Source organism: Streptomyces sp. NPDC043812 (assembly GCF_056436245.1).
In genome coordinates, this window is sequence record NZ_JBWKCY010000011.1 from 122,308 (window position 1) to 144,424 (window position 22,117).

21 protein-coding genes and 1 pseudogene are annotated in these 22,117 nt (G+C 71.4%); 8 read left to right on the top strand and 14 right to left on the bottom strand.

What is annotated here, in order from left to right:
• Positions 1–221: 221 nt before the first annotated feature.
• The 3 genes from AC067Z_RS18165 (at position 222) to AC067Z_RS18175 (ending at position 3,898) form a co-directional block, all read left to right on the top strand.
• Positions 222–2,573, top strand: coding sequence for a beta-N-acetylglucosaminidase domain-containing protein (locus tag AC067Z_RS18165; protein ID WP_478790527.1), 2,352 nt, complete (start codon positions 222–224; stop codon positions 2,571–2,573).
• 123 nt (positions 2,574–2,696) lie between these two features.
• Positions 2,697–3,449: a class I SAM-dependent DNA methyltransferase gene (locus tag AC067Z_RS18170; protein ID WP_478790528.1), complete on the top strand. Its 753-nt coding sequence runs from the start codon at positions 2,697–2,699 to the stop codon at positions 3,447–3,449.
• Positions 3,446–3,898, top strand: coding sequence for a hypothetical protein (locus AC067Z_RS18175; protein ID WP_478790529.1), 453 nt, complete (start codon positions 3,446–3,448; stop codon positions 3,896–3,898). Before AC067Z_RS18170 ends, AC067Z_RS18175 begins: the two co-directional genes overlap by 4 nt.
• 30 nt (positions 3,899–3,928) lie before the next feature.
• Here the strand turns inward: AC067Z_RS18175 and AC067Z_RS18180 are convergent, their stop codons facing one another.
• From AC067Z_RS18180 to AC067Z_RS18195, 4 genes are all read right to left on the bottom strand, one after another.
• Positions 3,929–4,507: a suppressor of fused domain protein gene (locus tag AC067Z_RS18180; protein WP_478790530.1), complete on the bottom strand. Its 579-nt coding sequence runs from the start codon at positions 4,505–4,507 to the stop codon at positions 3,929–3,931.
• A gap of 302 nt (positions 4,508–4,809) precedes the next feature.
• Positions 4,810–5,271, bottom strand: a complete 462-nt coding sequence (locus AC067Z_RS18185) for a hypothetical protein (RefSeq protein ID WP_478790531.1) — start codon at positions 5,269–5,271, stop codon at positions 4,810–4,812.
• 291 nt (positions 5,272–5,562) lie between these two features.
• Positions 5,563–6,429 (bottom strand): PhzF family phenazine biosynthesis protein, encoded by an 867-nt coding sequence (locus AC067Z_RS18190; protein WP_478790532.1) that lies wholly within the window; start codon positions 6,427–6,429, stop codon positions 5,563–5,565.
• A gap of 55 nt (positions 6,430–6,484) precedes the next feature.
• The gene (locus AC067Z_RS18195; protein WP_478790533.1) at positions 6,485–7,441 is read right to left on the bottom strand and encodes a fibronectin type III domain-containing protein; all 957 of its coding nucleotides are present in this window, start codon (positions 7,439–7,441) and stop codon (positions 6,485–6,487) included.
• A 287-nt stretch (positions 7,442–7,728) separates the two neighbouring features.
• Here AC067Z_RS18195 and AC067Z_RS18200 point away from each other — a divergent pair, with 287 nt between their 5' ends.
• Positions 7,729–8,544: a CAP domain-containing protein gene (locus AC067Z_RS18200; protein WP_478790534.1), complete on the top strand. Its 816-nt coding sequence runs from the start codon at positions 7,729–7,731 to the stop codon at positions 8,542–8,544.
• Positions 8,545–8,583: 39 nt separating this feature from the next.
• Here the strand turns inward: AC067Z_RS18200 and AC067Z_RS18205 are convergent, their stop codons facing one another.
• The 6 genes from AC067Z_RS18205 to AC067Z_RS18230 all read right to left on the bottom strand — a co-directional run bounded on the left by AC067Z_RS18205 (position 8,584) and on the right by AC067Z_RS18230 (position 14,024).
• Positions 8,584–9,888 carry a sensor histidine kinase gene (locus AC067Z_RS18205; RefSeq protein ID WP_478790535.1) on the bottom strand — a complete coding sequence of 435 codons (1,305 nt, stop codon included), beginning with the start codon at positions 9,886–9,888 and terminating at the stop codon, positions 8,584–8,586.
• Positions 9,885–10,574 (bottom strand): response regulator transcription factor, encoded by a 690-nt coding sequence (locus tag AC067Z_RS18210; RefSeq protein WP_478790536.1) that lies wholly within the window; start codon positions 10,572–10,574, stop codon positions 9,885–9,887. Before AC067Z_RS18210 ends, AC067Z_RS18205 begins: the two co-directional genes overlap by 4 nt.
• A 53-nt stretch (positions 10,575–10,627) precedes the next feature.
• Positions 10,628–11,026 carry a hypothetical protein gene (locus tag AC067Z_RS18215; protein ID WP_478790537.1) on the bottom strand — a complete coding sequence of 133 codons (399 nt, stop codon included), beginning with the start codon at positions 11,024–11,026 and terminating at the stop codon, positions 10,628–10,630.
• A gap of 15 nt (positions 11,027–11,041) precedes the next feature.
• A complete protein-coding gene (locus AC067Z_RS18220; protein WP_478790538.1) occupies positions 11,042–11,185 on the bottom strand; it encodes a hypothetical protein in 144 nt (47 codons plus the stop codon).
• Between the two features lie 76 nt (positions 11,186–11,261).
• On the bottom strand, positions 11,262–11,795 hold the full coding sequence (locus tag AC067Z_RS18225; RefSeq protein WP_478790539.1) for a hypothetical protein: 534 nt from the start codon (positions 11,793–11,795) through the stop codon (positions 11,262–11,264).
• Between the two features lie 42 nt (positions 11,796–11,837).
• Positions 11,838–14,024, bottom strand: a complete 2,187-nt coding sequence (locus AC067Z_RS18230) for a hypothetical protein (protein ID WP_478790540.1) — start codon at positions 14,022–14,024, stop codon at positions 11,838–11,840.
• Positions 14,025–14,173: 149 nt separating this feature from the next.
• Between AC067Z_RS18230 and AC067Z_RS18235 the strand changes: the two genes are divergently transcribed.
• Both AC067Z_RS18235 and AC067Z_RS18240 read left to right on the top strand, forming a co-directional pair.
• On the top strand, positions 14,174–14,782 hold the full coding sequence (locus AC067Z_RS18235) for a TIGR03086 family metal-binding protein (RefSeq protein ID WP_478790541.1): 609 nt from the start codon (positions 14,174–14,176) through the stop codon (positions 14,780–14,782).
• A 105-nt stretch (positions 14,783–14,887) separates the two neighbouring features.
• On the top strand, positions 14,888–15,499 hold the full coding sequence (locus AC067Z_RS18240) for a 3'-5' exonuclease (protein WP_478790542.1): 612 nt from the start codon (positions 14,888–14,890) through the stop codon (positions 15,497–15,499).
• Positions 15,500–15,512: 13 nt separating this feature from the next.
• Here the strand turns inward: AC067Z_RS18240 and AC067Z_RS18245 are convergent, their stop codons facing one another.
• Entirely contained in the window at positions 15,513–15,905 is a 393-nt protein-coding gene (locus AC067Z_RS18245) for a winged helix-turn-helix transcriptional regulator (RefSeq protein ID WP_478790543.1), read from the bottom strand.
• Positions 15,906–15,987: 82 nt separating this feature from the next.
• Here AC067Z_RS18245 and AC067Z_RS18250 point away from each other — a divergent pair, with 82 nt between their 5' ends.
• Both AC067Z_RS18250 and AC067Z_RS18255 read left to right on the top strand, forming a co-directional pair.
• Positions 15,988–17,469: an MFS transporter gene (locus AC067Z_RS18250; protein ID WP_478790544.1), complete on the top strand. Its 1,482-nt coding sequence runs from the start codon at positions 15,988–15,990 to the stop codon at positions 17,467–17,469.
• A gap of 246 nt (positions 17,470–17,715) precedes the next feature.
• Positions 17,716–18,486, top strand: a complete 771-nt coding sequence (locus tag AC067Z_RS18255) for a chitosanase (RefSeq protein WP_478790650.1) — start codon at positions 17,716–17,718, stop codon at positions 18,484–18,486.
• Positions 18,487–18,580: 94 nt separating this feature from the next.
• On the opposite strand, the gene AC067Z_RS18260 is transcribed toward AC067Z_RS18255, so the two are convergent.
• The 3 genes and pseudogenes from AC067Z_RS18260 to AC067Z_RS18270 all read right to left on the bottom strand — a co-directional run.
• Entirely contained in the window at positions 18,581–19,981 is a 1,401-nt protein-coding gene (locus AC067Z_RS18260; RefSeq protein WP_478790545.1) for a nucleobase:cation symporter-2 family protein, read from the bottom strand.
• A 261-nt stretch (positions 19,982–20,242) separates the two neighbouring features.
• Positions 20,243–21,643 (bottom strand): 8-oxoguanine deaminase, encoded by a 1,401-nt coding sequence (locus tag AC067Z_RS18265; RefSeq protein ID WP_478790546.1) that lies wholly within the window; start codon positions 21,641–21,643, stop codon positions 20,243–20,245.
• Between the two features lie 71 nt (positions 21,644–21,714).
• Positions 21,715–21,892 (bottom strand): annotated as a pseudogene (locus AC067Z_RS18270) (purine permease); the annotation flags it as partial.
• Positions 21,893–22,117 lie beyond the last annotated feature (225 nt).

Genomic DNA, 22,117 nt, shown 5'->3' on the forward strand with positions numbered 1-22,117 from the left:
CACGGAGAAGCATCCCGCGAGAGGGGCGCGGCCCGGTTCAGCACCCCCGCCGGCACCCACCTCCTGTGACGCAAAGTCCAAGTCCCCCGCAGATGCATCCATGGACAGGCACCGGCGTATCGCCGGTACGTTGTGGGGCAGTTCGTGGTCTAGACCACTCTGGAGGTCCTGTGAGAAGGCACGGAAGAACCGTTGGCCTGTCCCTCGCCGCAGCAAGCGCCATGACGCTGAGCGTCCTGTCCTACGCCCCGCAGGCCGAGGCCGAGGCCGCCCCCGCCTCGCTTCCCCCCGTCTCCCCCACACCCCAGTCGATCAGCCGCTCCGGACCCGACGCCACCGTCACCGGCCGGGTGCTCGTCGTCGCCGACGACCGCACGGACGCCGCCGCGCTCGACCGGCTCGTCGGCGAACTGAAGGCCCACGGCGCGCGGCGGGTGGACGTCGTCACCCCCGGCAGCGAGCCCCGCGCCGCCGCCGGGCTGCTCACCGTACGACTGGGGCCGGCAACCCGCCCGGACATCTCCTCCGCGCTCGGCGGCACGGCCGTGCCCGACCACGCCGAGGGCTACGCCCTGCGGGTCTCGGCCGGCCGGACGGGCCCGGCGATAGCGCTCGGCGGTACGGACGCCGCCGGCCAGTTCTACGCCGTGCAGACGCTGCGCCAGCTGTTCGTGCGGGAGCGAGCGGGCCGCGACGACGGGTGGAAAGTGGCGGGCGCCAAGGCGGCCGACTTCCCCTCCATGCCGTTGCGCGGCACCATCGAGGGCTTCTACGGGCAGCCCTGGACCCACGCCGAACGCCTCGACCAAATGGACTTCTACGGCGATGTGAAGGCCAACACCTACATCTACGCGCCCAAGGACGACCCCTACCACCGCAGCAAGTGGCGGGAGCCCTACCCCGCCGACAAGCTGGCCGAGCTGGGCGAACTGGTGCGGCGCGCCACCGCCAACCATGTGCGCTTCACCTTCGCCGTCTCCCCCGGCGAGTCGATCTGCTACTCCGACCCCGCCCACCGCAAGGACCTGAAGGCCAAGCTCCAGTCGATGTACGACCTGGGCACCCGCGCCTTCTCCATCCCGCTGGACGACATCAGCTACACCCGCTGGAATTGCGAGGGCGACAAGGCGGCGTTCGGCGAACCGGGGCGCGAGGCGGCCGCGAAGGCTCAGGTCGACCTGCTCAACGACGTCCAGCGCACCTTCATCGCCACCCATGACGGCGCGCAGCCCCTGCAGATGGTGCCCACCGAATACGGCGACCTCACCGACACGGCATACAAGCAGACGATGCGGGCCTCACTGGACCCGGCGGTCGAGGTGATGTGGACCGGCACCGACGTCGTGCCGCCGAGCATCACCAACCAGCAGGCGGAAGGGGCCGCGAAACTGTTCGGGCGCAAGGTGTTCGTCTGGGACAACTACCCGGTCAACGACTTCGGCAACACCCGCGGCAGACTGCTCCTCGCGCCGTACGACAAGCGTGAGGCGGGACTCTCCGACCACCTCACGGGCATCGTCGCCAACCCGATGAACCAGCCCTACGCCAGCAAGGTCGCCGTCTTCGGCACGGCCGACTTCACCTGGAACGACACGGCGTACGACGCACGCGCCAACTGGCGACGCACCATGGCCTACCTTGCGGGCGGCGACCGCGGGGCGACCGAGGCGCTGCTCGTCCTCGGCGACCTCGAACACATGGCACCCACCTTCGGCGCCACTCCCTGGCAGGAGCAGGCCCCCGAACTCGCCCGCCGGGTCGCCGAGTTCTGGACCGCCTGGGACGCGGGCCACCGCAAGGAGGCGGTGAAGGACCTGCGCAGGTACGCCTTCGCCATCCAGTACGCGCCGGCGATCATTCGCGGTGGATCCGTGGAAAAGGGATTCACCGTGGACGCGGCACCCTGGCTCGATGCCACCGCCCTGTGGGGCAAGGCGATGGTGAGGATGCTCGACGCACTCGAAGCCCGGCAGTCCGGAAAGCCGGACAAGGCAGACGAGTTGCTGGCCGAGTCGAACGAACTGCAGCAGCAGGCCGCGGCCGTACGGGTGGACCCGCCGCGCAACACGTGGGGCGCGGCGCAGCCCAGGGTCGGTGACGGCGTGCTCGACGTGTTCCTCGTCCAGGCCGGTGTCCGCCTGGAGCTGTGGGACGTCTCCGGCGGCGGGGAGAACCTGGCGCCGAAGGGAACGGCCACCGCCTCCAGTGTCGAGCAGGATCTCGATCGCCTGGCGGCCCAGTATGTCAACGACGGCCTGATGGGCACCCGTTGGGCCTCCGGTTACACCGACGACGCATGGGTGCAGATCGAGCTCGCCGCACCGGCGAGGGTGGCGGCGGTGACGCTCGCGTGGGAGGGGGCCTGCGCGACGGAGTACGCGATCCAGACGTCCACGGACGGCGCGAACTGGAAGACCGTCTCCACGCAGCGGCCCGACGACTGCGGCACCGACGTGGTCCGGCTGACGGCGGACGAGCTCGTGAGCCACGTCCGTATGCAGGGGGTCGAACGGAAAACGACCTGGGGCTACTCGATCCACGAGATGGGCGTGTACGGAGCACCCGTCTCCTGACCGGGCGGCCGGTGGACGCGCCGTGGGGCGCCCTCCTCGGGGAGGGCGCCCCGCGCTGCGTGACAGCACACGGCCGGGAAATGCGCGCGCAAGGCGGTCGCCCTCCGCAGTACGGTGCGGGCCATGGACGATGACGACGAGGACGGCTACTTCGGGGCGCGTGTCGCGGCCCGCTACGACGAGTCGACGGCGGACATGTCCGAGCCGGCCGTCGTCGACGCGACGGTCGATGTCCTCGCAGAACTCGCCGGCCACGGCCGGGCCCTCGAACTGGGCATCGGCACGGGACGCATCGCGCTGCCGCTGGCCCGGCGTGGAGTCCCGGTCCACGGCATCGACATGTCACGGGCGATGGTGGCCCGCATGCGCGACAAGCCGGGCGGCGAGGCGATCGATGTGGCCATCGGGGACTTCGCGACAACAAGGGTGGACGGGAGCTTCTCCGTCGCGTATCTGGTCTTCAACACCATCATGAACCTGACGACACAGGATGCGCAGGTGGCCTGCTTCCGCAATGTCGCGGCTCATCTCGAACCGGGTGGCTGCTTCGTCATCGAGGTCGGGGTCCCCGATCTGAGACGGCTTCCGCCCGGGCAGAACGCCGTCCCGTTCCATGTGAGCCCCACCCGGTGGGCGTTCGACACCTACGACGTGGCGACCCAGTCGATGAGTTCGAACTACATCGAGGTCGTCGACGGACGCGGCGAGTACCGTTCCATCCCCTTCCGGTACGTCTGGCCGGCGGAACTCGACCTGATGGCTCAACTCGCGGAGCTGCGACTGCGCGACCGGTGGGACGGATGGACGCGCGAGGCGTTCACGAGCGAGAGCAGGCAGCACGTCTCGGTCTGGGAGAAGCCGGCAGACCGGCCGTGAACGAAGCTCCGGAGGATCCGGTTGTCGCCTCCCTCAGGTACACCACCGTGTGCCGGGACTGCGGCGCGGACGGTGAGTCGTGGGGCGTCCAGGCACTCGTGGGCGCCTCGTTGCGGTGGGATGTCGAGTCCACGTGCACGGACTGCGGGGCTGCCCTGAGCACATGCGGTGGCCGCCTGCCCGATGCCTTGCGGGAACGGCTGCTCCGTGAGCACGGGCGGGTGTGGCTGCAGGTACGGCCCCCGGCGAAGGGCACCACGATCATGCGGGTGCTACGGGCGGAACTCGGCATCGGCCTGGCGGACGTCAGGTCAACGCTGCGCCAGGTCCTGGCCGGTGGCTACTCGGGAACCCTCCCCGATGTGGAGTTGCTCGCCCGCAGGCTACGGGCGTCCGAGGTCGATGCGACGGCGGTCGAAAAGGGGCCGGCACCGCCGGGAACCACGTGACGGACGGCGGCACCGGCACCGGCACCGGCCTCACTGCGCCGCAGGCGGTGCGGATACGTCGCGTGCAGTGAGCAGGTCGCCGAAGAACACCTCGGGCGGGGCCGACAGCGCACGAGTCCGTTCCGCGTCGCTGATCGGCACCACGTGGATCACCCGCACCGGGTCCGTCCCGGTGTCGATCGAGCCTGCGCGCCCGTCCCAGGGTCCGGCCAGGAAGACGCTGCGGCAGCCGGGGAACGTCGGAACGTCGTCGTGGAAACTCACCACCTCGCCCCAGCCGAGCGGCGAGCCGACCGTCCACGGGTACGTCGCCAGGTTGGCCAGCTGCCTGGCGACAAGTCCCTGGTCACCGGGGTCCACCACGCCGTGGCGGAGCAGCCGGAGTTCGGCGCGGCCACCGGCCCGGCCGTCGCGCGGCGGCATCGGCTCCACCGACATTCCGATCGTCGCGAAGACGGTGGCGTCGGTCGGACCGGCCGGGCCGTAGACCATGACGTCGATCCGGTCGAGCGGGCCGGGACCGTTCTCGAAGGTGATTCCGGTGTCCTCGTCGCCCAGCTCGGCGCGCAGAGAACGGAAGACGTCACGGAGTACGGAAGGGGCGGACATGCGTGCGACCCTATCCAGGCGTGGGCGTGCCGGCGGGGCGAGGGTGCATCGATGTACCGGCCCCCGAGGCATGATGTCGGTCCCACTGCGGCCGAGGCCGGTCACGCAGGCGCGAGCGCGCTCACCATGTCGGCCGCGGCCGGCAGGCGCACGCGCGAGTCGTCCTGGCGGAGCGGGTACAGGGCGAACGTCTCGTCGCCTTCGGCCTGTTCGACATCGCCTCGGAGCAGGATGCCAGGCCCGGGCCGGCCGGGGGACGTCGTGGGCGTCCCCTCTTCTCGCGTCCCGCACCTGCGGCTTCCTCAGGCGGCCTTCGGCCAGAAGTCGATCATGTACTGCTCCACCCCGTACGCGTCGCCCTCCGTGTGCGTCACTCTCTCGACTTCAGCGCGGCCGGCACACCCCACATGCACCCGCCACATTCCCGCCGAACCCAGCCGGATCAACTGCTCCGAGCGACCCAGAGTCGTGGTCCACACGGCGACGTCACCGGTGGTCGACTCGAAGTCGACCTCTCCCTGTTCGTCCCAGTCGACCTTCTCCGCCTCGGGCTCGCCATCCCAGATCCGAACGGTCACTGCGGCCGTATGGGTGTGGCCGGCGCTGAAGAGATCGAACCGGCGCACATGCTGGTTCAGGAACACCCCCCATTCGTATGCGTCCCCGAACGGCACAGGCACGGCGCCGTCGTCGGACTCCTGAAACCCGAATCCCCGGAAGGCGACCTCGATATCCAACCGTTCCTGCCGCAGTAACTCGGCCACAGAACCCTCCTGGTCAGAGGCCAGCCAGTGGACGCCGTGATTCCCCAACCTGACGGCAGGAGCTGGCGGTTGGCGGACGGTACGGACTGGTCGCTGGGCCGCCCTGGGGTCGGCGGATCTGCACCGCCTGAGCGATTCCGCGGTATTGCCTACAGCACCTGGTACTCACGTCGCTCGGCAGGGTCGGCGTCGCGCCCGGCGGCCTGATGCCGATTGTCCCCACGATCGCGTACGGGGATTCCGATCCGACCGGAATCCCCGTACAGGAAACTGCCCGTACGGTCCCCGCCGTCAGGCGATCCGCGTGCCCATCCCGCTGACCCGCACCCGCCCGTCGCCTTCGCGGAGTTCGACCGTCAGCACCCCCGGGCGGCCCATGTCCTCGCCCTGGTGGAGGGTGAGGACCGCCGCCTCGGGGACCAGGCGCAGCTCGCGGGCGTATGCGCCGAAGGCGCCGGCCGCCGCGCCCGTCGCCGGGTCCTCGACCACGCCGCCCACCGGGAACGGGTCGCGGACGTGGAAGACGGTCTCCGACTCCCGCCACACCAGCTGCACCGTGGTCAGGTCGAGCCGGAGCATCAGGGCTTCGAGACGTGCGAAGTCGTATGCCAGGTCCGCCAGTCGCTCACGGGTTGCGGCCGCGAGGACGAGATGCCGGGCGCCTGCGAAGCCGATGCGGGGCGGCAGCGCCGGGTCCAGGTCGGTGGCGGGCCAGTCCAGGGCGGCCAGCGCCTCGGTGAGGTCGGCGTCCGCGACATCCTCGGTGTGCGCTTCGACGGTGGTGAGGGTGGCCCGCAGGGCCCCGCTCTCCTGCGCGACGGTCACCGGCACCGTCCCGGCGCGCGTCGCGAACAGGAGGTCACCGGCGCCGATGCGCTCGCCGAGGGCGATCGCGGTGGCGACCGTGGCGTGTCCGCAGAACGGCACTTCGGCCTTGGGGCTGAAGTACCGGATGGTGAAGCCGCGTCCGGGCTCCCCGCCGAGCCCCTCGGGCGGGGAGGTCAGGAACGCGGACTCGCTGTAGCCGAGTTCGGCTGCGATGGCGAGCATGTCCGCGTCGTCCAGCCCTGACGCGTCGAGGACGACCCCGGCGGGGTTGCCGCCCTTCGGGTCGTCGGAGAAGGCGGTGTAGCGAAGGACTTCGTGCGTGGTCGTCATGAACGGCGGAACCACGGGCCGGACAGGTTTGTTCCCCGGGGCGCCCGGCCGCTGTCTACCCGCTCACCACCACCGTCCGCTGTGCCGAGAAGTCGCCCCACTTACCGTCCGGCAGTTTGGTGCGGAGCTTGATGCTGTAGCGGGTGCCGGGCTTGTCCGTGACGGTCATCGTGTACGTCGCCTCACCGTTCGCGGGCTGTGCTCCCCACACGATCGTCGTCGCCAACGCCCCGTTCAGATACAGCTGATGCTCCTTGACGGGGGCGCCCGTGTCCGGCGAGGTCCAGGAGAGGTCGATGAAGCCCTTGCGGGCCGTGGCGCGGAGATCGGTGGGCGCCGTGCCGGGGGCTGCGCCCGGTGCCGATGCGGTCGTGAGGTCCACGGCCCGACTGTCGGGGGACGACTTCTCCGCGGCGTCCCGGGCGCGGACGGTGAAGGTGTAGACGGTGCCGGGGCGCAGGTTGGCGATGCGGGCGGTCGTCTCCCTGCCGGACACACTGTGGATGCGGGAGTCCTCCTGGTAGATGTCGTACGCGGTGACTCCGGTGTCGTCCGTCGACCGCCGCCAGGTGAGGGTCACGGCCCTGCTGCCGTCCACGGTGCCGCGCAGTGCGGCGGGTTGGGAGGGCGGCCTGCGGTCGTCCGGGGCGGGCTCGGGGGTCGTCACGGCTATCGCCGCGCTCGGCCCGGAGAGGTTGCCCGCGGCGTCGCGGGCCCGCACGGTGAAGCTGTACGCGGTCCTCGGCGTCAGCCGGTCGATGTCGGTCATGTGCTTGGCCGCGGGCAGGGTCTTGACCTTGGTGCCCTTTTCGTAGACCTCGTAGCCGGTCACCGCCTTGTTGTCGGACGACCGGTCCCACATGACGTGGACGGAGGTGGCGCTGCCCGCCTGCGCGGTCACCCCTGCGGGGGTGGAGGGGCGTTCGGTGTCCTTGGTGTCCCCGCCCCCGCACGCGGCGAGGAGGAAGACGGCTGCACAGGCCGACACGGCCATGGTGGGGGGACGTTGCACGGTCGGGCCTCCGCGGGCGACGGGCTGACAGGCATTGGTCCAGACCTGTATGGCACAGTGACGGAACGACTTCAAGAGCCGCGACACCGCCCGGGAGGCGCCGGGCGGGCGGCGCATACCTTGCCTCAGCCTCATGGCTTTCTTATGGCTTCTTGAAGATGCCCTTCCGGGCGCGCTCAGCGGTCCGCCCGCCCTTACGCTCTCGTCAACCCCCCACGAATCCCGGTGGGCGCGGTTGCGTCCACCGGGATCCGGAGTTCCGACCGACCATCCGAGGTGCCGTACGCATGAGTCCCCGCAGAGCCGATCGACCCCGGTCCCGCTCCCACGCCCGCCCCAAGGGCGTGTTCCGGGGGCGCAACACCGCGCTGGCACTGGGTGTGATCACCATCGCGGCGGGTGTCGGCGTGACCGTCGTCGCGAACGGGGACGAGGGACCTGCGGACCGGGTCACCGCGAACGCGGCCGATGCGGCGGGCGAGGCGGCCGACGACCAGGCCGCGGGCGGCGCCTCCCCTCTCGCTTCGCCTTCGGCGAGCCCGAGCCCGAGCGTGTCCGCATCGCCCAGCCCGAGCGCCACGAAGCCGGCGAAGCCGAAGAAGTCCGCGAGCCCCACGGTCAGGGCGAAGACCGCGCCGAAGAAGACGCAGAACACGAGCGGCTCGGGGCGTTCGACCCCGGCGACCGGTGGTGGCTCCGGATCGGGCGGCTCGACGTCCGGCGGCACCGAGGCCCAGGTCCTCGCCCTCGTCAACAAGGAGCGGGCGTCCGCCGGCTGCTCACCGGTGACCGAGAACGCCAAGCTCACCCGGGCCGCGGACGACTACAGCGACGTGATGGCCGCCGCCGGCGTCATGTCGCACACGGGCCCCGACGGTTCCACGATGACGACCCGCGTGGAGGCAGCCGGATACCTCTGGTCCACGCTCGGCGAGAACATAGCCCAGGGCCAGGCGGACGCGGCGGCGGTCATGAACGCCTGGATGAACAGCCCCGGCCACCGCGCCAACATACTCAACTGCTCGTTCAAGGAACTGGGCGTCGGCGTGCACTTCGGCGACGGCGGCCCGTGGTGGACCCAGAACTTCGGAGCCGGCCGCTAGGACGCCCCAGCAGGGCAGACCCCCCGGACGGTCCGTCCGCTACCGCTCGTCGCCCGCGAGGGCGAATGCCACCCGCACCCGCGCCCCGCCCATGGGGGCGCGGGTGATCTGCAGTTCGCCGTCCGCCGCACGGGCGGCGCGCGCCACGATGTCGAGGCCCAGACCGGTCGATCCGCCGACGCTGACACCGCGCGTGAGCGCGGCCTCGGGGTCGGCCACACCGGGGCCCGCGTCGTCCACCGTCAGCACGACGTGGCGGTCGGTGCGCTCCACCCGTACGGCGAACGCGGTGCCCTGCGGGGTGTGCCGGAAGACGTTGCCGATCAGCGCGTCGACGACGGCGGCGAGGTCGTCCTCGAGGAAACGGACCGGGGTCGGGCGCGGTGTGAAGGAGCGCTCGCAGATCCGCTCCTGCTGTTTGGCGAGCACCGACCAGAAGTCGAGGCGCATGGCGACCACGTCGGACAGCTCACTGGGCCGCGCCGATGCCGCCCCCGCGGCCGGTCCCGCGGCCAGCGGGGTGCGGGCGGCCGTGATGATCGAGTCCAGTTCGCTCTCGAGCTGGGCGACCGCCGCGGTGATGCGCCGGGCGCCGGCGGTGCCGCTCATCAGGTCCGCCTCCAGATACAGCGCCGTGAGCGGGGTCCGCAGCCGGTGCGAGAGGTCCGCGACCATCTCCCTTTCGATCGCCAGCAGCTCGACGACACGGTCGGCCATGGTGTTGAACGCGGCCCCGGCCTCCTGCAGCTCCGGCGGCCCGTCCGGTTCCACCCGCACGTCGAGGTCCCCCGATCCGAGGGCGAGCGAGGCGCTCTTCAGGCCGCGGGAGGAGCGGACCACCCGGGCGCCCAGACGGTCGGCGACGAGTACGGAACCACCCACAAGACCCAGCGCGAGCAGTGACATGACGCCCCAGGAGGCCCAAACGCCTCGGGTCAGGTCGGCACCGGGGACGTATGCCTCGACGACCGCGACCCGGTCGCCGGGCAGGACGACCGGCTGGAGGTAGACCCACCCGTCGGGAGTGTCCATGGCGAGCGTCTCCCGCTTGCCCACGGCTCGGTCCAGCGCGTCGCGCGGGGCGTGCGAGGTGCCGACGGACTCGCCGTCCGGGAGGCGCACGGCCAGCTGGTCCCGGGAGCCGAGCTCGGCCACCGCCTGCTGGACGTCGGCACGGCGTGTGGTGAGGGCCAGGACGGGCGACAGGGCGCCCGCGCGCTGCTCGGCGGCGGTGGTGACGCGGTCACGTGCCTGTTCGCGCACGAGGAGGGCGAGCGGGATGAGGAAGGACAGCGCGACCATCGAGGTCACGGCGAGAGCGATTCCGGCGAGCGCACGTCTCATGGCGTGGTGACCATTTTGATCCCGATTCCGCGCACAGTGTGCAGAAAGCGCGGATCTGTTGCTTTTTCGCCCAGTTTCCTGCGCAGTGCGGAGAGGTGGACATCCACCGTCTGGTCCTCCAGGTACGGCTGCTGCCACACCTCGGCCAGTATGCGCTGCCGGGAGATGACCTGGTCGGCATTCTCCGCGAGGTAGACGAGGAGGTCGAACTCCCGGCGGGTCAGGGCGAGCTCACGGTCCCCGAGGTGTGCGGTGCGGGCCAGGGGGTCGATCCTCAGCTCCGCCACCTGGACGACCTGGCGGCGGTCGCGGTCGTCCGCGGCCGGCACCGACCGGCGCAGCACGGCGGCGAGCCGGGCTGCCAGCTGGCCGCCGGAGAACGGCTTGACCATGTAGTCGTCCGCGCCCGCGTTCAGCAGGCGGATGATCTCCGTGTCGTCGTCGCGGGCCGTGGCGACAAGGACGGGAACACGGGATATGCCCCGGATCATGCGCAGCACGTCGAGACCGTCCAGATCCGGCAGTCCGAGATCGAGCACCACGATGTCGGGCAGGGACTGCGTGACCTCGCGCAGCGCCTCGAACCCCTGGTGGGCCGTCCTGACCGCGTACCCGTGCCCCGTGAGCACCTCGATCAGCGCGGCACGGATGACGGGGTCGTCCTCGACGACAAGTACGGAGGCCATGGGCAGGCACGTTAGCCGGTCCGTCACTATGGTGTCGTGTCCCGCCTTCCGCGTTACCTGCTGATCTGGCTGTCGTGCACGGCAGCCAGTGTGACGGCCGTCATGATCACGGTCCACTTCGTGGTGGGCTCGACCAGACCGACGGCGCCGGTCGCGCGCTCGGCGCAGGACGGTTTCTCGGCTTCTCCGTCGGCATCGTCCGGCGCCCGCCCGTCGCCGAAGCCCAAGCCGACGCCGAGTACGCGTCCGCCCTCCCCGACCCCGACGAAGACGACGCAGAAGCCCAGCCCGGCGACGCCGACCCCGGCTGCCCGCACCACCCCTCCCCCTGCCGCCGAAGAGCCTGTGGATCCGGGGCCGGGCTGTGAGGAGGGCGGCGCGGGGGTCCAGACGATCTCGTCCGAGGGCGGGAAGGCGACGGTGCGTTTCGGCAGCGGCGGGGTGTGCCTCATCTCGGCGGTCCCCAGTCAGGGCTTCACGGCCAGCACGACGCAGAGCGCGGTCGAGACGCTGACGGTGACGTTCGCGGCGAGCCGCCACCGTTCGGAGATCACGGCGACGACGGAGCCCTCGGCCCGGGCGAGCGTGCGCGAGACCTCGTTCTGACCCACCCGGCCCGGGACAGACGGTGCGGCGGGAGCGACGGCGGCGGTCTCCGGACCGCCGGCCGCCGCCCTGCCCGCGGCGTCAGCCCGACGGCGGCAGGCTGCGCCACTGGCCGGAGTGGCCCGGGGCGAGTTCCATGTCGGAACGCACTGCCGCGTAGTAGTGCTCGCGGGCCGTGCGCTGCTTCTCCAGCAGGTCCGACCAGGCGTCCGGCGCGTGCCTGGCCTCCCGCAGGAAGCGTTCCATCTCCAGGACCACGACCACCCATTCCCTCGCATGGTGCACCACGTCGCGTGAGCCGAGCAGCAGCAGCGCCTCGCCCGACGGGTCCCGCGCGTCACTCGCCGCGGCGAAGTGGGGTGCGGCCTCCTCGGGCGTCAGGGGATGCGGATGCGGGTCGTTGCCCAGATGGGCCGCGACCCGGTACGTCAGAGTGACCGTCTTCTTCAGCGCCCGCGCGTACTCGGAGTAGACCGTGAGACGCCGCTCCTCCCAGCGAGCGGACTGTTCGCGCCGGAAGCGGGCCCGGTCGCCGCGCGTGATCGCCACGTAGGAGCCGACGGCTCCGACCACGACGCCGAACAGGGCCGGAAGCTGTTGTATGAACTCGGTCATGGCGTCACGGTATCCACTCCGCGGCGGCCGGTCCGCCTCCGGTCAGCGCCGATGCCCGGGGGTCAACGCCTGCCGGACCGCCTTCAGTTCGTGTGCGGCGGCATCGGCCACCCGCTTGTCGGGGTGGTGCGCGCGCAGGGCGTCGAGTACGCGGAGCGAGGTGACGGGGTCGGCGGCGGCCAGGGCCGCGACGCACGCCTGTGCGCCGCCCGGCCACCGGGCCGCCTCCGTGTCGAAGGCGGGCAGGAGCTCCGTCGGCGGGATGTCGTCCCGGCCGGGCACCCCCGCGTCCCCCGTGTCATGGCGCTCCGTCACATGGGCGCGCATGTCCCGCATCCACAGCCGGTCCAGTTCCTCGGCGAGCAGGGTCGCGCGGGCGCTGGACGGTACGGCGTCCTCGGACACGTCCTCGCCGCGGGCGAGGAGCAGTCGGCGGGCCTGGGCACCGGTCACCGGGTCGGTGAGCGCCGTGCGCAGGGCGGAGGAGGGGACATGGGCACGGTCGAGCCGGGCGAAGTGCTCGGCGAGCCGAGTGCCGTACGGCTCGCCGGCCTTCGCCGTGGAGACGGCCGTCAGCAGGGTGCCCCAGGCCTCGTCGGTGCTGTCGTGGCGTGCGGCCCAGCCCGCCAGGCTCGCGGCCGCGATCTGCGGGGGCCAGTTCCCGGCCGCCGCGACGGTCTGCGTCGCGTCCCAGGACTCCACGGTCTCCCTGTCGGGCGCGGCGACCTGGGCAGCGGTGATCACATGACGCATGACGGCGCTGCCGAGCGGGGTCAGCCCGTAGGTGTCGCCACGCCTGAACAGGCACCCGGTCACCGCCAGCCGGTCGACGAGCGCGGCGAGGGAGCGTGCGGGGGCGTCGAGTTCGGCCCGGTCGGCCTCGGACAGGCCGGGGGTACCGAGCAGGGCGGACAGTTCCTCGGGTGACGGCGTCGCGTACGCCGCCGTCGCGATCGGGGGCAGCAGCGCCGGTGCGTCCTCCAGCTCGGGCGCGAGTTCCGCGTCGTCGGTGTCGGAGACCTTGCGCGCCACGGAGTCGGGTGTGCTGCCGCGCTCGTACAGGGAGTAGAGGATGTGAGCGGCATCCAGTGAGTAGGTGTCCTGCGGGCCGGCCACCGTGGGCAGCCGCTCGACCTGGGCGGCCAGGATGTCCGCGGCCAGTTCGACAAGTTCCTGCGGGGTGCCGTCGTTCCAGACCTCCGTGGCGGGGCCGGGGAATCCGCAGCGTTCGGCGAGTTCACGCAGTTCGGCGGCCTCTTCGTCCGTGCCGCCGTCACCGTGCGTCCCGGCGGCGAGGGCCGCGGGCAGCGGTGCCGCGTGCAGCAGGGGCCTGATGTCGTCCGGTGCGGGCATCCGGGCCGGTGGCGGCAGCGGGATCGAGGAAGCTCCGTAGTAGTCGAGATGCTCGTCGAGCAGACGGTCCGCGAGCGCCGCGTGCGGGAGCGACTCGGGCCCCGGGGCCAGCCCCGCGTACGGCCCGGCCAGCGCTTCGCTGAGGCCGGCCGCGGTCCATCGGTCGCTCAACGCTCCCGCGATGCGGTCCAGTTCGGTTCCGAGCGCTTCGTCCGGCCGGTCGTCGTCGAGCGGCGGCGCGGGCAGCAACGGGCCCATCGGGGAGACCGCTGCCATGTCGCGGGCGAACGCGGCGAGCAACTCCTCCGCCAGCCGGGCCCGCGCCGCGAAGGTCCGGCCGGACACCTCGAAGCGATGCAGCGGCGCGGGGAGCGCGGGCCGGTCGGTGTGCGGGGTACGCGCGTGCCCTTCGAGCCAGGCGCGTACCGCCTCGGGGTCGTCCGGGTCGGTGCCCGCGGCCCGCAGGAGCGACGCGTACCAGCGGGGCCAGGTCAGCCGCGCCGGGTCGGCCATGGCCCGGCGGAACCGGGGAACCGCCTCATCGATGGCGGTGAGCAGGCGGGCATGGCGCTTGGCGTTGAGCCGTCCCTCGGCGCGGACCCGGCCCGCGAGCGCCTTGAGCACATCCGGTACGGCGGCCAGCTCGTCGTCCGACGCCCACAACAGCTCCGGCAGATCCTCGTGGAGCACCTGCGCGACCAGCTGCGGTGTCGGTTCGGGCACGCCCGACCTGCGGTCCGCGCCGCGCAGCGCCAGCAGGGTCAGCACCGCGTCGGCGGCACGGGCGGGCAGCGCGGCGGCCGACTCCGGGGCCGCCCGGGTGAGGAAGTCGTCGAGTCCGGTGTGGAGGGCAGTGGTACGCGTCGCTCGGGTCACTCGGGGAGCGTATGAAACCCGGCGGCCTGTGGGGGTCCACGCGGCGCCCGGGTAGCCCGTTCGAGCGAGCGAGCGACGCTCGATCGCTCAGGACCGGGTGGAACGGCGGGACAGCGATGAGTTTCGGCGGCGCGGGCGGTCTGCCCTGTATGGCTACCTCCGACATCACACCCGTGCCCGACCTCCGGTCGCCCGCCGACAACGTCGCGAAGCTGATCCCCGGGATGGGCGACGACCGCCTCGACGACCCGACCCCGTGCCCCGACTACGCCGTACGCGAGATGCTGGCCCACCTCATCGGGCTGGCCACCGCCTTCAGGGACGCCGCCCGCAAGGATCTCGGCCCGACGACCGGGACCAGCCCGACCGAGGCGCTGCCCGTCCTGCCGGACGACTGGCGCACGGCGCTGCCGCAACGCCTCGACGAGCTTGCGGAGGCCTGGCGCAGCCCGGACGCCTGGGAGGGCATGACACAGGCGGGCGGCGTGTCGCTGCCCGGCGCGATCGCGGGACGGGTCGCGCTGAACGAGCTGGTGATCCACGGCTGGGACCTGGCCCGTGCCACGGGGCAGCCGTACGCGCCCGACGAGGCGAGCCTGGCCGTGTCGCGGGAGATCGTGACGCCGGACGACCAGGACACGCTCCGCGGCGGCATTTTCGGCCCGGTGGTCCCGGTTCCGGACGGCGCGCCGATGCTGGACCGCGTGGTGGGCCTGAGCGGCCGCCGCCCGGACTGGACGCCGCCGACCGCGCGCTGACCTGTCCGTGGAGGGGCCACCTCGCAACGGCGGCGCCCCGGCCGGGAGGCCGCGGTGCGGGGAAATGGAGCGGAACCGTCCCCTCCCACCTGCCATGCTCCCGCCATGTCACGACGACGTTCGAAACCCAGGCCCGGTCTGTGCATCTCCGTGGACGTCGAGGCCGACGGTCCCGTCCCGGGCCCCTACTCGATGATCAGTTTCGGTGCCGCCGTCGCCGGGGTTCAGCACGGCGACGGTTACACCGCTGCCGATCCCGAGGCCCGTACCTTCTACCGCGAACTGCGCCCCATCAGCGACGACTTCGTCCCCGAAGCACTCGCCGTCAGCGGCCTCGACCGGGCCCGGCTGCTGCGGGAGGGCAGTGAACCGGCCGCCGCCATGGCGGAGTTCGCCGGGTGGGTGCGTGCGGCAGCCGAGGAGGCCGGCGCGCAGCCGGTGATGTGCGGCTATCCGGCACCGTACGACTGGATGTTCCTCTACTGGTACCTGATCCGGTTCACCGGCGAGAGCCCTTTCGGGCACTCGGGATGCCTCGACATGAAGACCCTCTACGCCACGAAGGCCCGGGTGCCGCTGCGGGCGGTGGCGAAGGGCTCGATGCCGCCCTCCCTGCTGCCCGGACGGCGGCACACCCATCACGCCCTGGACGACGCGATCGAACAGGCCGAACTGTTCAGCAACCTGATGGCCTGGGATCCGGAGGCCGCCGGCTGAGGTCGACGTCCGCTCAGGCGGCGGTGCCGTGCTTCTCGTCCCACGCCGCCCGCGACTCGGCGATGCCGACCCGGTGCCGGTCCGCCCATGAGGTGAGACTGAGCAGCGTTCGGTGCAACTCGCGGGCCACCGGGGTCAGTTCGTACTCGACCTTGGGCGGCACGGTGGGGTACACGGTCCGTACGAGCAGTCCGTCGCGCTCGAGGTTGCGCAGGGTGAGCGTGAGCATCCGGCGGCTGATGCCCTCGATGCTGCGCTCCAGTTCGGTGAAGCGGATCGGCCCGTGGCCCGCCGCCACCAGGATCGGGACGCTCCACTTCCCGACGACCCTGTCAATAACTTCGCGGATGGGGCAGGCCTCCGCATTCACGACCTGCGAGGTAACACGCGTGTTCCCCTGGGACATGAAAGTGCCTCCTTACGGCGGGCTCCATGGTCACGCACGATCTCCTCCGTTACACATCGTGCACCTTTGGAGGTCCGAGGCCATGTCCCCGAGCGATTCCACGCCACAGTACTCGCGCTGGACGGCACTGATGGTGCTGTGCGCGGGAATCCTGATGACCGTTCTCGACGGCAACATCGTTACCGTCGCCATGCCGGCCATCCAGTCCGACCTCGGTTTCACACCGGCCTCGCTCGCCTGGGTCGTCAACGCCTATCTCATCGCGTTCGCCGGACTGCTGCTGCTCGCCGGCCGGCTGGGCGATCTCATCGGCCGCAAGCGGATGTTCACCGCCGGGCTCGCCGTGTTCACCGCGGCCTCGCTGCTGTGCGGGACGGCGACCACCCCGGGCACGCTGATCGCGGCCCGTTTTCTGCAGGGCGTCGGCGGCGCGATGACGTCGGCGGTGGTGCTGGGAATGCTTGTCACCCTGTTCCCCGAGGGCCGTGAGCGGGCGAAGGCGATCGCGGCGTTCAGCGCGGTGGGTGCGGCCGGCGGCGCGCTCGGTACCTTTCTCGGCGGCGCGCTGACCGCGGCGCTCAACTGGCACTGGATCTTCCTGATCAATCTGCCGATCGGTGTGGTGGCGCTGATCGCGGCGGTGCGCGTTCTGGAGGACGACCGGGGCGAGGGCCTCGGGAAGGGCGCGGACTACATCGGCGCCCTGCTGGTGACGGCGGCACTGATGCTCGGCGTCTACACCATCGTCCAGGCCGCCGATCACGGTTGGGGCTCCGTCCGCACCCTGGGGCTCGGCGGGCTGTCCGTGCTGCTGCTGGCGGCGTTCGCCGTACGTCAGTCCCGGGCGGCGAAGCCTCTGTTGCGGCTGAGACTGCTGCGTTCCCGTACGGTCTCCGGCGCGAATCTGGTGCAGATCCTGATGATCGCGGGGATGTTCGCCTTCCAGTACATCGGCGCGCTGTACCTGCAACGGGTGCTCGGGTACGACGAGTTGGTGACCGGCGTGGCCTTCCTCCCCGCGCCCGTCGTGATCGGGGTGCTGATGCTCGGCTTCTCCGCCCGGCTCGGCGCGCGCTTCGGTCCGCGCGCGGTGCTGTGTTCGGGACTGGCGCTGATCGTCGCCGGCCTTGCCCTGTTCGTCCGTGCTCCGGTCCACGGTTCGTACGCCACCGCCGTGCTTCCGGTGATGCTGCTGCTGGGTGTGGGGTTCGGTCTGGCGATGCCGGCGCTGACGGATCTCGCGATGTCGGACGTGCAACCGGCGGACTCGGGCGTGACGTCGGGGCTGTTCAACACGACGCAGGTGATGGGCGGGGCGCTCGGGCTCGCTGTGCTGTCGACGCTCGCCGCGGGCCGAACCGAGGCGCTGACGCGCGCGGGCGACGAGGCCGTCGTTGCCCTGCACGGCGGCTACCGGCTGGCGTTCGGTACGGCCGCGGCGGTGGCTGCGGTGGCGCTGACCCTGGCAGTCGTCCTGCTGCGCCGACGGAGACCGGCGGCGGGGGTGGTCGCGCCGGAGCAGCCCGCCGAGGGTGACGAGAGGTCCGGGGCGACCCGTGCCTGAGGCCACGGAGGCAGGACGCGCGCCTGGTCGCCGGTCAGGGCGGCTTGGGCCCGGCTGCCGCAACTCTCGTACGAGCAAGGGGTGTACGGCGGTCGAACAGTCTGGTAGGAAAGTTTCCTAACAGAGCACACAGACGCACTCCCCCATGGAGGCAAGGTGCCCACCCCCCACAAGCGCACCCCTCGTCGGTTCAGGTTCCTCCCCCACCTCGTCCTCGGAACGGTCCTGATAGCCCTGCCCGTGAGCGTGGTCACCGCCGGCGCGGCGGAACCCTTCCCGGACGTGAACCGGGCCGCGGCGCCCGCCGCCGTCGGGTTGGATGACCCGGTGAAGAAGGACATCGCCATGCAGATCGTCTCCAGCGCGGAGAACTCCTCGCTGGACTGGAAGGCGCAGTACAAGTACATCGAGGACATCGGAGACGGCCGCGGCTACACCGCGGGCATCATCGGATTCTGCTCCGGCACCGGGGACATGCTCGACCTCGTCGAGCTCTACACCGAGCGCAAGCCCGGCAACGTGCTGGCCACGTACCTGCCCGCGCTGCGCGAGGTCGACGGCACCGACTCGCACGAGGGTCTCGACCCGGGCTTCACCCGCGACTGGGAGCGCGCCGCCCAGGACCCGGCGTTCAAGAAGGCGCAGGACGACGAGCGCGACCGCGTCTACTTCGACCCGGCCGTCGAGCAGGGCAAGCAGGACGGCATCGGGGTCCTCGGACAGTTCATCTACTACGACGCCATCGTCATGCACGGCGACGGCGGCGACAGCACCAGCTTCGGCAGCATCCGCAGGAAGGCACTGGCGAACGCCAGGCCGCCCGCACAGGGCGGCGACGAGAAGGCGTACCTCCATGCCTTCCTCGACGCCCGTGTCTGGGCGATGAAGCAGGAGGAGGCGCACGAGGACACCAGCCGTGTGGACACCGCGCAGCGGGTCTTCCTCAACAAGGGGAACCTGAACCTGAACACGCCGCTGGACTGGAAGGTCTACGGGGACCCGTTCCACATCGACTGATCCGGGCGCACACGCGAGGGCCGCGGTGTCCGGGCAGGCTCCCCCGGGCACCGCGGCCCTCCGGCTGCTGTACGCCGTTCCCGTGCTCGTACGGTCAGTGGACGGACGCCGGCTGGGCCGGCACCTTCCCCGTCTCCTGGTGCTCCTCGTCCACCGGAGCACTCTTGCCGCCGAGGTGGTTGAAGGCGAGGTTCAGCAGGATCGCGACGATGCAGCCCGTCGAGATGCCCGAGTCGAGGACGACGAGCAGGTCCTCGGGGAAGGCGTGGTAGAACTCCGGCGCCGCGATCGGGATCAGCCCGACACCGACGGCGGCGGCCACGATCAGCGCGTTCTCGCCCTTCTCCAGCGCCGCGGTGGCAAGCGTCTGGATACCGCTCGCGGCGACCGAGCCGAAGAGGACGATGCCCGCGCCGCCGAGCACCGGCAGCGGCACCAGCGCGATCACGGAGGCGGCGACCGGGCACAGGCCGAGGAGGATCAGGATGCCACCGCCCGCAGCGACGACGAAGCGGCTGCGGACCTTCGTCATCGCGACCAGCCCGATGTTCTGGGCGAAGGCGCTGCACATGAAGCCGTTGAAGAGGGGGCTGAGGGCCGAGCCGAGAGTGTCGGCGCGCAGGCCGCCCTCGATGGTGCGCTCGTCCGCCGGGCGGTCGACGATCCTGCCGAGGGCGAGCATGTCGGCGGTGGACTCGGTCATGCAGACCAGCATCACGATGCACATCGACACGATCGCGGCGATCTCGAACTGCGGTGCGCCGAAGTGGAACGGCGTCGGGAAGCCGACGAGCCCGGCGTCCTTGATGGCGTCGAGGTTCGTCATCCCGAGGGGCAGCGCGACGATCGTGCCGACGACCAGACCGAGCAGGATCGCGATCTGCTGGAGGAACCCGCGCAGCAGTTTGCGCAGGGCGAGCACGATCAGGAACGTGAGGGCGGCCATGCCGATGTTCTTCATCGAACCGTAGTCGTCCGCCGCGGAGTTGCCACCTTGGGACCAGTTGAAGGCGACGGGCAGCAGGGAGACACCGATCAGCGTGATCACGGTGCCGGTGACGACGGGCGGGAAGAACCGGACCAGCTTGGAGAAGTACGGCGTGAGCACGAAGCCCAGCACGCTGGCGACGATGATCGCGCCGAAGATGACGGCGATGCCGTCGTAGCCGCGGTCCCTGCCGATGGCGACCATCGGGGTCACTCCGGCGAACGAGACGCCGTTGACGAACGGCAGCCGGGCGCCGACGCGCCAGAAGCCGAGGGTCTGGAGCAGCGTCGCTATTCCGGCGGTGAACAGGCTCGCGCCCATCAGGAACGCGGTGTCCTTGGCGTCGAGGCCCACGGCGGGCCCGACGATCATCGGCGGGGCCACCACGCCCGCGTACATGGCGGCCACATGCTGCAGGCCACTGGTGAACATCTTGAAGGGGGGCAGTGTTTCGTCGACCGGATGCTTCCGGTCTGCTGCATCGGCGGTCGGGGTGTGCGCGGCCACGGCGGTGCCTCCGGTCGGGTTACATGCCGTCGGCGACGGCGTGTGGTGTCAAGGAGGTGGTGCGGGTGGTGCTCTGGTGCACGTACCGGGTCGCCCGAACCGGTGGTGCTGTGGGGTATCCCGTACCGCGCGGGCACGGGTCACCGTCTCCGGGCGGCGCGCACTCTGGTCGTGCGCACCGCCCGGCGACGGCTGCCGTGAACCCCGCTCGGGTCCACGGCAAGCCGGCTGGGGGCCGTCCCCCCCGGCCGGACTTCCGGGTCAGGCCTGCGCGGCGATCCGCGCGAGGCGCTGTGCCTCGTCCCGCGTGGAGCGGGCGATGGCGTCCTCGTCCACCGTGATCAGGTGGTTGCCCTCGACGACCGGCTTTCCGTCGACGAGGGAGAGCGTGACGGGAGCGGCGGCGCCGAAGACGAGCGCGACGACCGGGTCGGCGATGGAGGAGTGGGCAAGGGTGTCCAGCTTCCACAGCACGAGGTCGGCGAGCTTGCCGGGCTCCAGGGAGCCGATCTGACCGGCACGGCCGAGGACCTGCGCTCCGCCGTAGGTGCCCAGCCGCAGCGCCTGCCGTGCGTTGAGGGCGGCCTCGCGGTGTGCGCCGAGCCGGTTGATCAGCAGGGCGTTGCGCAGTTCGGTGTGCAGTTCGCCGGACTCGTTGGACGCGGTGCCGTCCACACCGAGGCCGACGGGGACGCCGGCCTTCAGCATGTCGGGGACGCGGGCGATGCCCGCGGCGAGACGCGCGTTGGACGAGGGGCAGTGCGCGACACCGGTGCCGGTACGGGCGAAGGCCGCGATGTCGGAGTCGTTCATGTGGACGCAGTGCGCCATCCACACGTCGGAGCCGAGCCAGCCCGTCGATTCGAAGTACTCGGTCGGGCCCATCCCGAAGAGCTCCTTGCAGAACTCCTCCTCCTCGACCGTCTCCGAGCCGTGGGTGTGCAGCCGCACGCCCTTGCGGCGGGCCAGTTCGGCGCCCTGACGCATCAGTTCGGTGGAGACGGAGAACGGGGAGCAGGGTGCGACGGCGACCTGCGTCATCGCGTCGAAGGAGGCGTCGTGGTGCTTGTCGATGGTCGCCTCGGTGGCGGCGAGCGCGCCCTCCAGGGACTCGACGGCGAAGTCCGGCGGCAGGCCGCCGTCCGACTTGCCGCGGTCCATGGAGCCGCGGGCGAGGGTGAACCGTACGCCCATGTCACGGGCGGCACCGATGATCGCGCCGGACAGGTCGCCGGAGCCCTGCGGGTAGACGTAGTGGTGGTCCATGGCGGTGGTGACGCCGCCGCGGGCCATCATCGCGAGCGAGCCCTGCGCGGCGGCGCGGGCCATCGGCTCGTCGATGCGCGCCCAGGTGGGGTAGAGCGCGACCAGCCAGTTGAAGAGGTTGTGGTCGGTGGCCAGACCACGGGTGATCCACTGGTAGAAGTGGTGGTGGGTGTTGACCAGGCCCGGGGTGACGAGGTGACCGGTGCCGTCGATACGGCGTACGACGTCGGCGAGGCCCTCGGGGGCCTTGCCGGCGCCCACGGACTCGATCCGGTTGCCGGCGACGACGACATGGCCGGAGGCGTACTCGCTGTCGTCGGCGTCGACCGTGGCGATTGCGCAGTTCTCGATGACGATGCGCTCGATCGCGCCGTCGTGGGCTGCCGAAGGTGCCATGGTGCTTCCTTCTTCTGTGAGCGGCGGGGGTTCCCCCCGGATGGATTCCTGGGGGAGGGCACGGCAGGACCCTAGGAGGATTTGAGTGCCACAGCCGGGCGGCTGCGGGTGCCGAGGTGGTGGGGAAGCAGGTTGAGCGGGACCGCGGTCAGGGCTCCCGCGCTGATCGCGGAGCCGGGGACGGGCCGCGGCCGGGCCGGAAGAATCCGCGGAGAAGGCGGGCGCGGCGAGCGGGATGATGCCGGCGCCGCGGAGGGCGGGCAGGCGCAGCGCGCGGCGGCGGCGACACAGCCGCCGCGGACCCGGGCCGGGGACACCACGCCGACGGGCGCCTCGCGCGAAACCGCAGCAGCCGCCCGAAGCGCAGGGGTGGCAACTCCCGCGTACACGGCGGCGATGTGCTGGAGCGCGGCGGGAACGAGCCGCGAAAGGGGAAGCTTTTCGTCCACCGGACGGACCGGCGGAGCGGTACAC

Excerpts from the sequence above, each read along its gene's own strand:
- AC067Z_RS18180 (WP_478790530.1), bottom strand. The coding sequence starts at position 4,507 with ATGTCCGCCCCTTCCGTACTCCGTGACGTCTTCCGTTCTCTGCGCGCC.
- AC067Z_RS18190 (WP_478790532.1), bottom strand. The coding sequence starts at position 6,429 with ATGACGACCACGCACGAAGTCCTTCGCTACACCGCCTTCTCCGACGAC.
- AC067Z_RS18250 (WP_478790544.1), top strand. The coding sequence starts at position 15,988 with ATGTCCCCGAGCGATTCCACGCCACAGTACTCGCGCTGGACGGCACTG.
- AC067Z_RS18245 (WP_478790543.1), bottom strand. The coding sequence starts at position 15,905 with ATGTCCCAGGGGAACACGCGTGTTACCTCGCAGGTCGTGAATGCGGAG.
- AC067Z_RS18215 (WP_478790537.1), bottom strand. The coding sequence starts at position 11,026 with ATGAGGCACACCCCGCCGCTGCCGAAACGCACCGTCGCCTTCCCGCCC.
- AC067Z_RS18205 (WP_478790535.1), bottom strand. The coding sequence starts at position 9,888 with ATGAGACGTGCGCTCGCCGGAATCGCTCTCGCCGTGACCTCGATGGTC.
- AC067Z_RS18200 (WP_478790534.1), top strand. The coding sequence starts at position 7,729 with ATGAGTCCCCGCAGAGCCGATCGACCCCGGTCCCGCTCCCACGCCCGC.
- AC067Z_RS18165 (WP_478790527.1), top strand. The coding sequence starts at position 222 with ATGACGCTGAGCGTCCTGTCCTACGCCCCGCAGGCCGAGGCCGAGGCC.
- AC067Z_RS18210 (WP_478790536.1), bottom strand. The coding sequence starts at position 10,574 with ATGGCCTCCGTACTTGTCGTCGAGGACGACCCCGTCATCCGTGCCGCG.
- AC067Z_RS18265 (WP_478790546.1), bottom strand. The coding sequence starts at position 21,643 with ATGGCACCTTCGGCAGCCCACGACGGCGCGATCGAGCGCATCGTCATC.
- AC067Z_RS18225 (WP_478790539.1), bottom strand. The coding sequence starts at position 11,795 with ATGACCGAGTTCATACAACAGCTTCCGGCCCTGTTCGGCGTCGTGGTC.
- AC067Z_RS18240 (WP_478790542.1), top strand. The coding sequence starts at position 14,888 with ATGTCACGACGACGTTCGAAACCCAGGCCCGGTCTGTGCATCTCCGTG.
- AC067Z_RS18235 (WP_478790541.1), top strand. The coding sequence starts at position 14,174 with ATGGCTACCTCCGACATCACACCCGTGCCCGACCTCCGGTCGCCCGCC.
- AC067Z_RS18170 (WP_478790528.1), top strand. The coding sequence starts at position 2,697 with ATGGACGATGACGACGAGGACGGCTACTTCGGGGCGCGTGTCGCGGCC.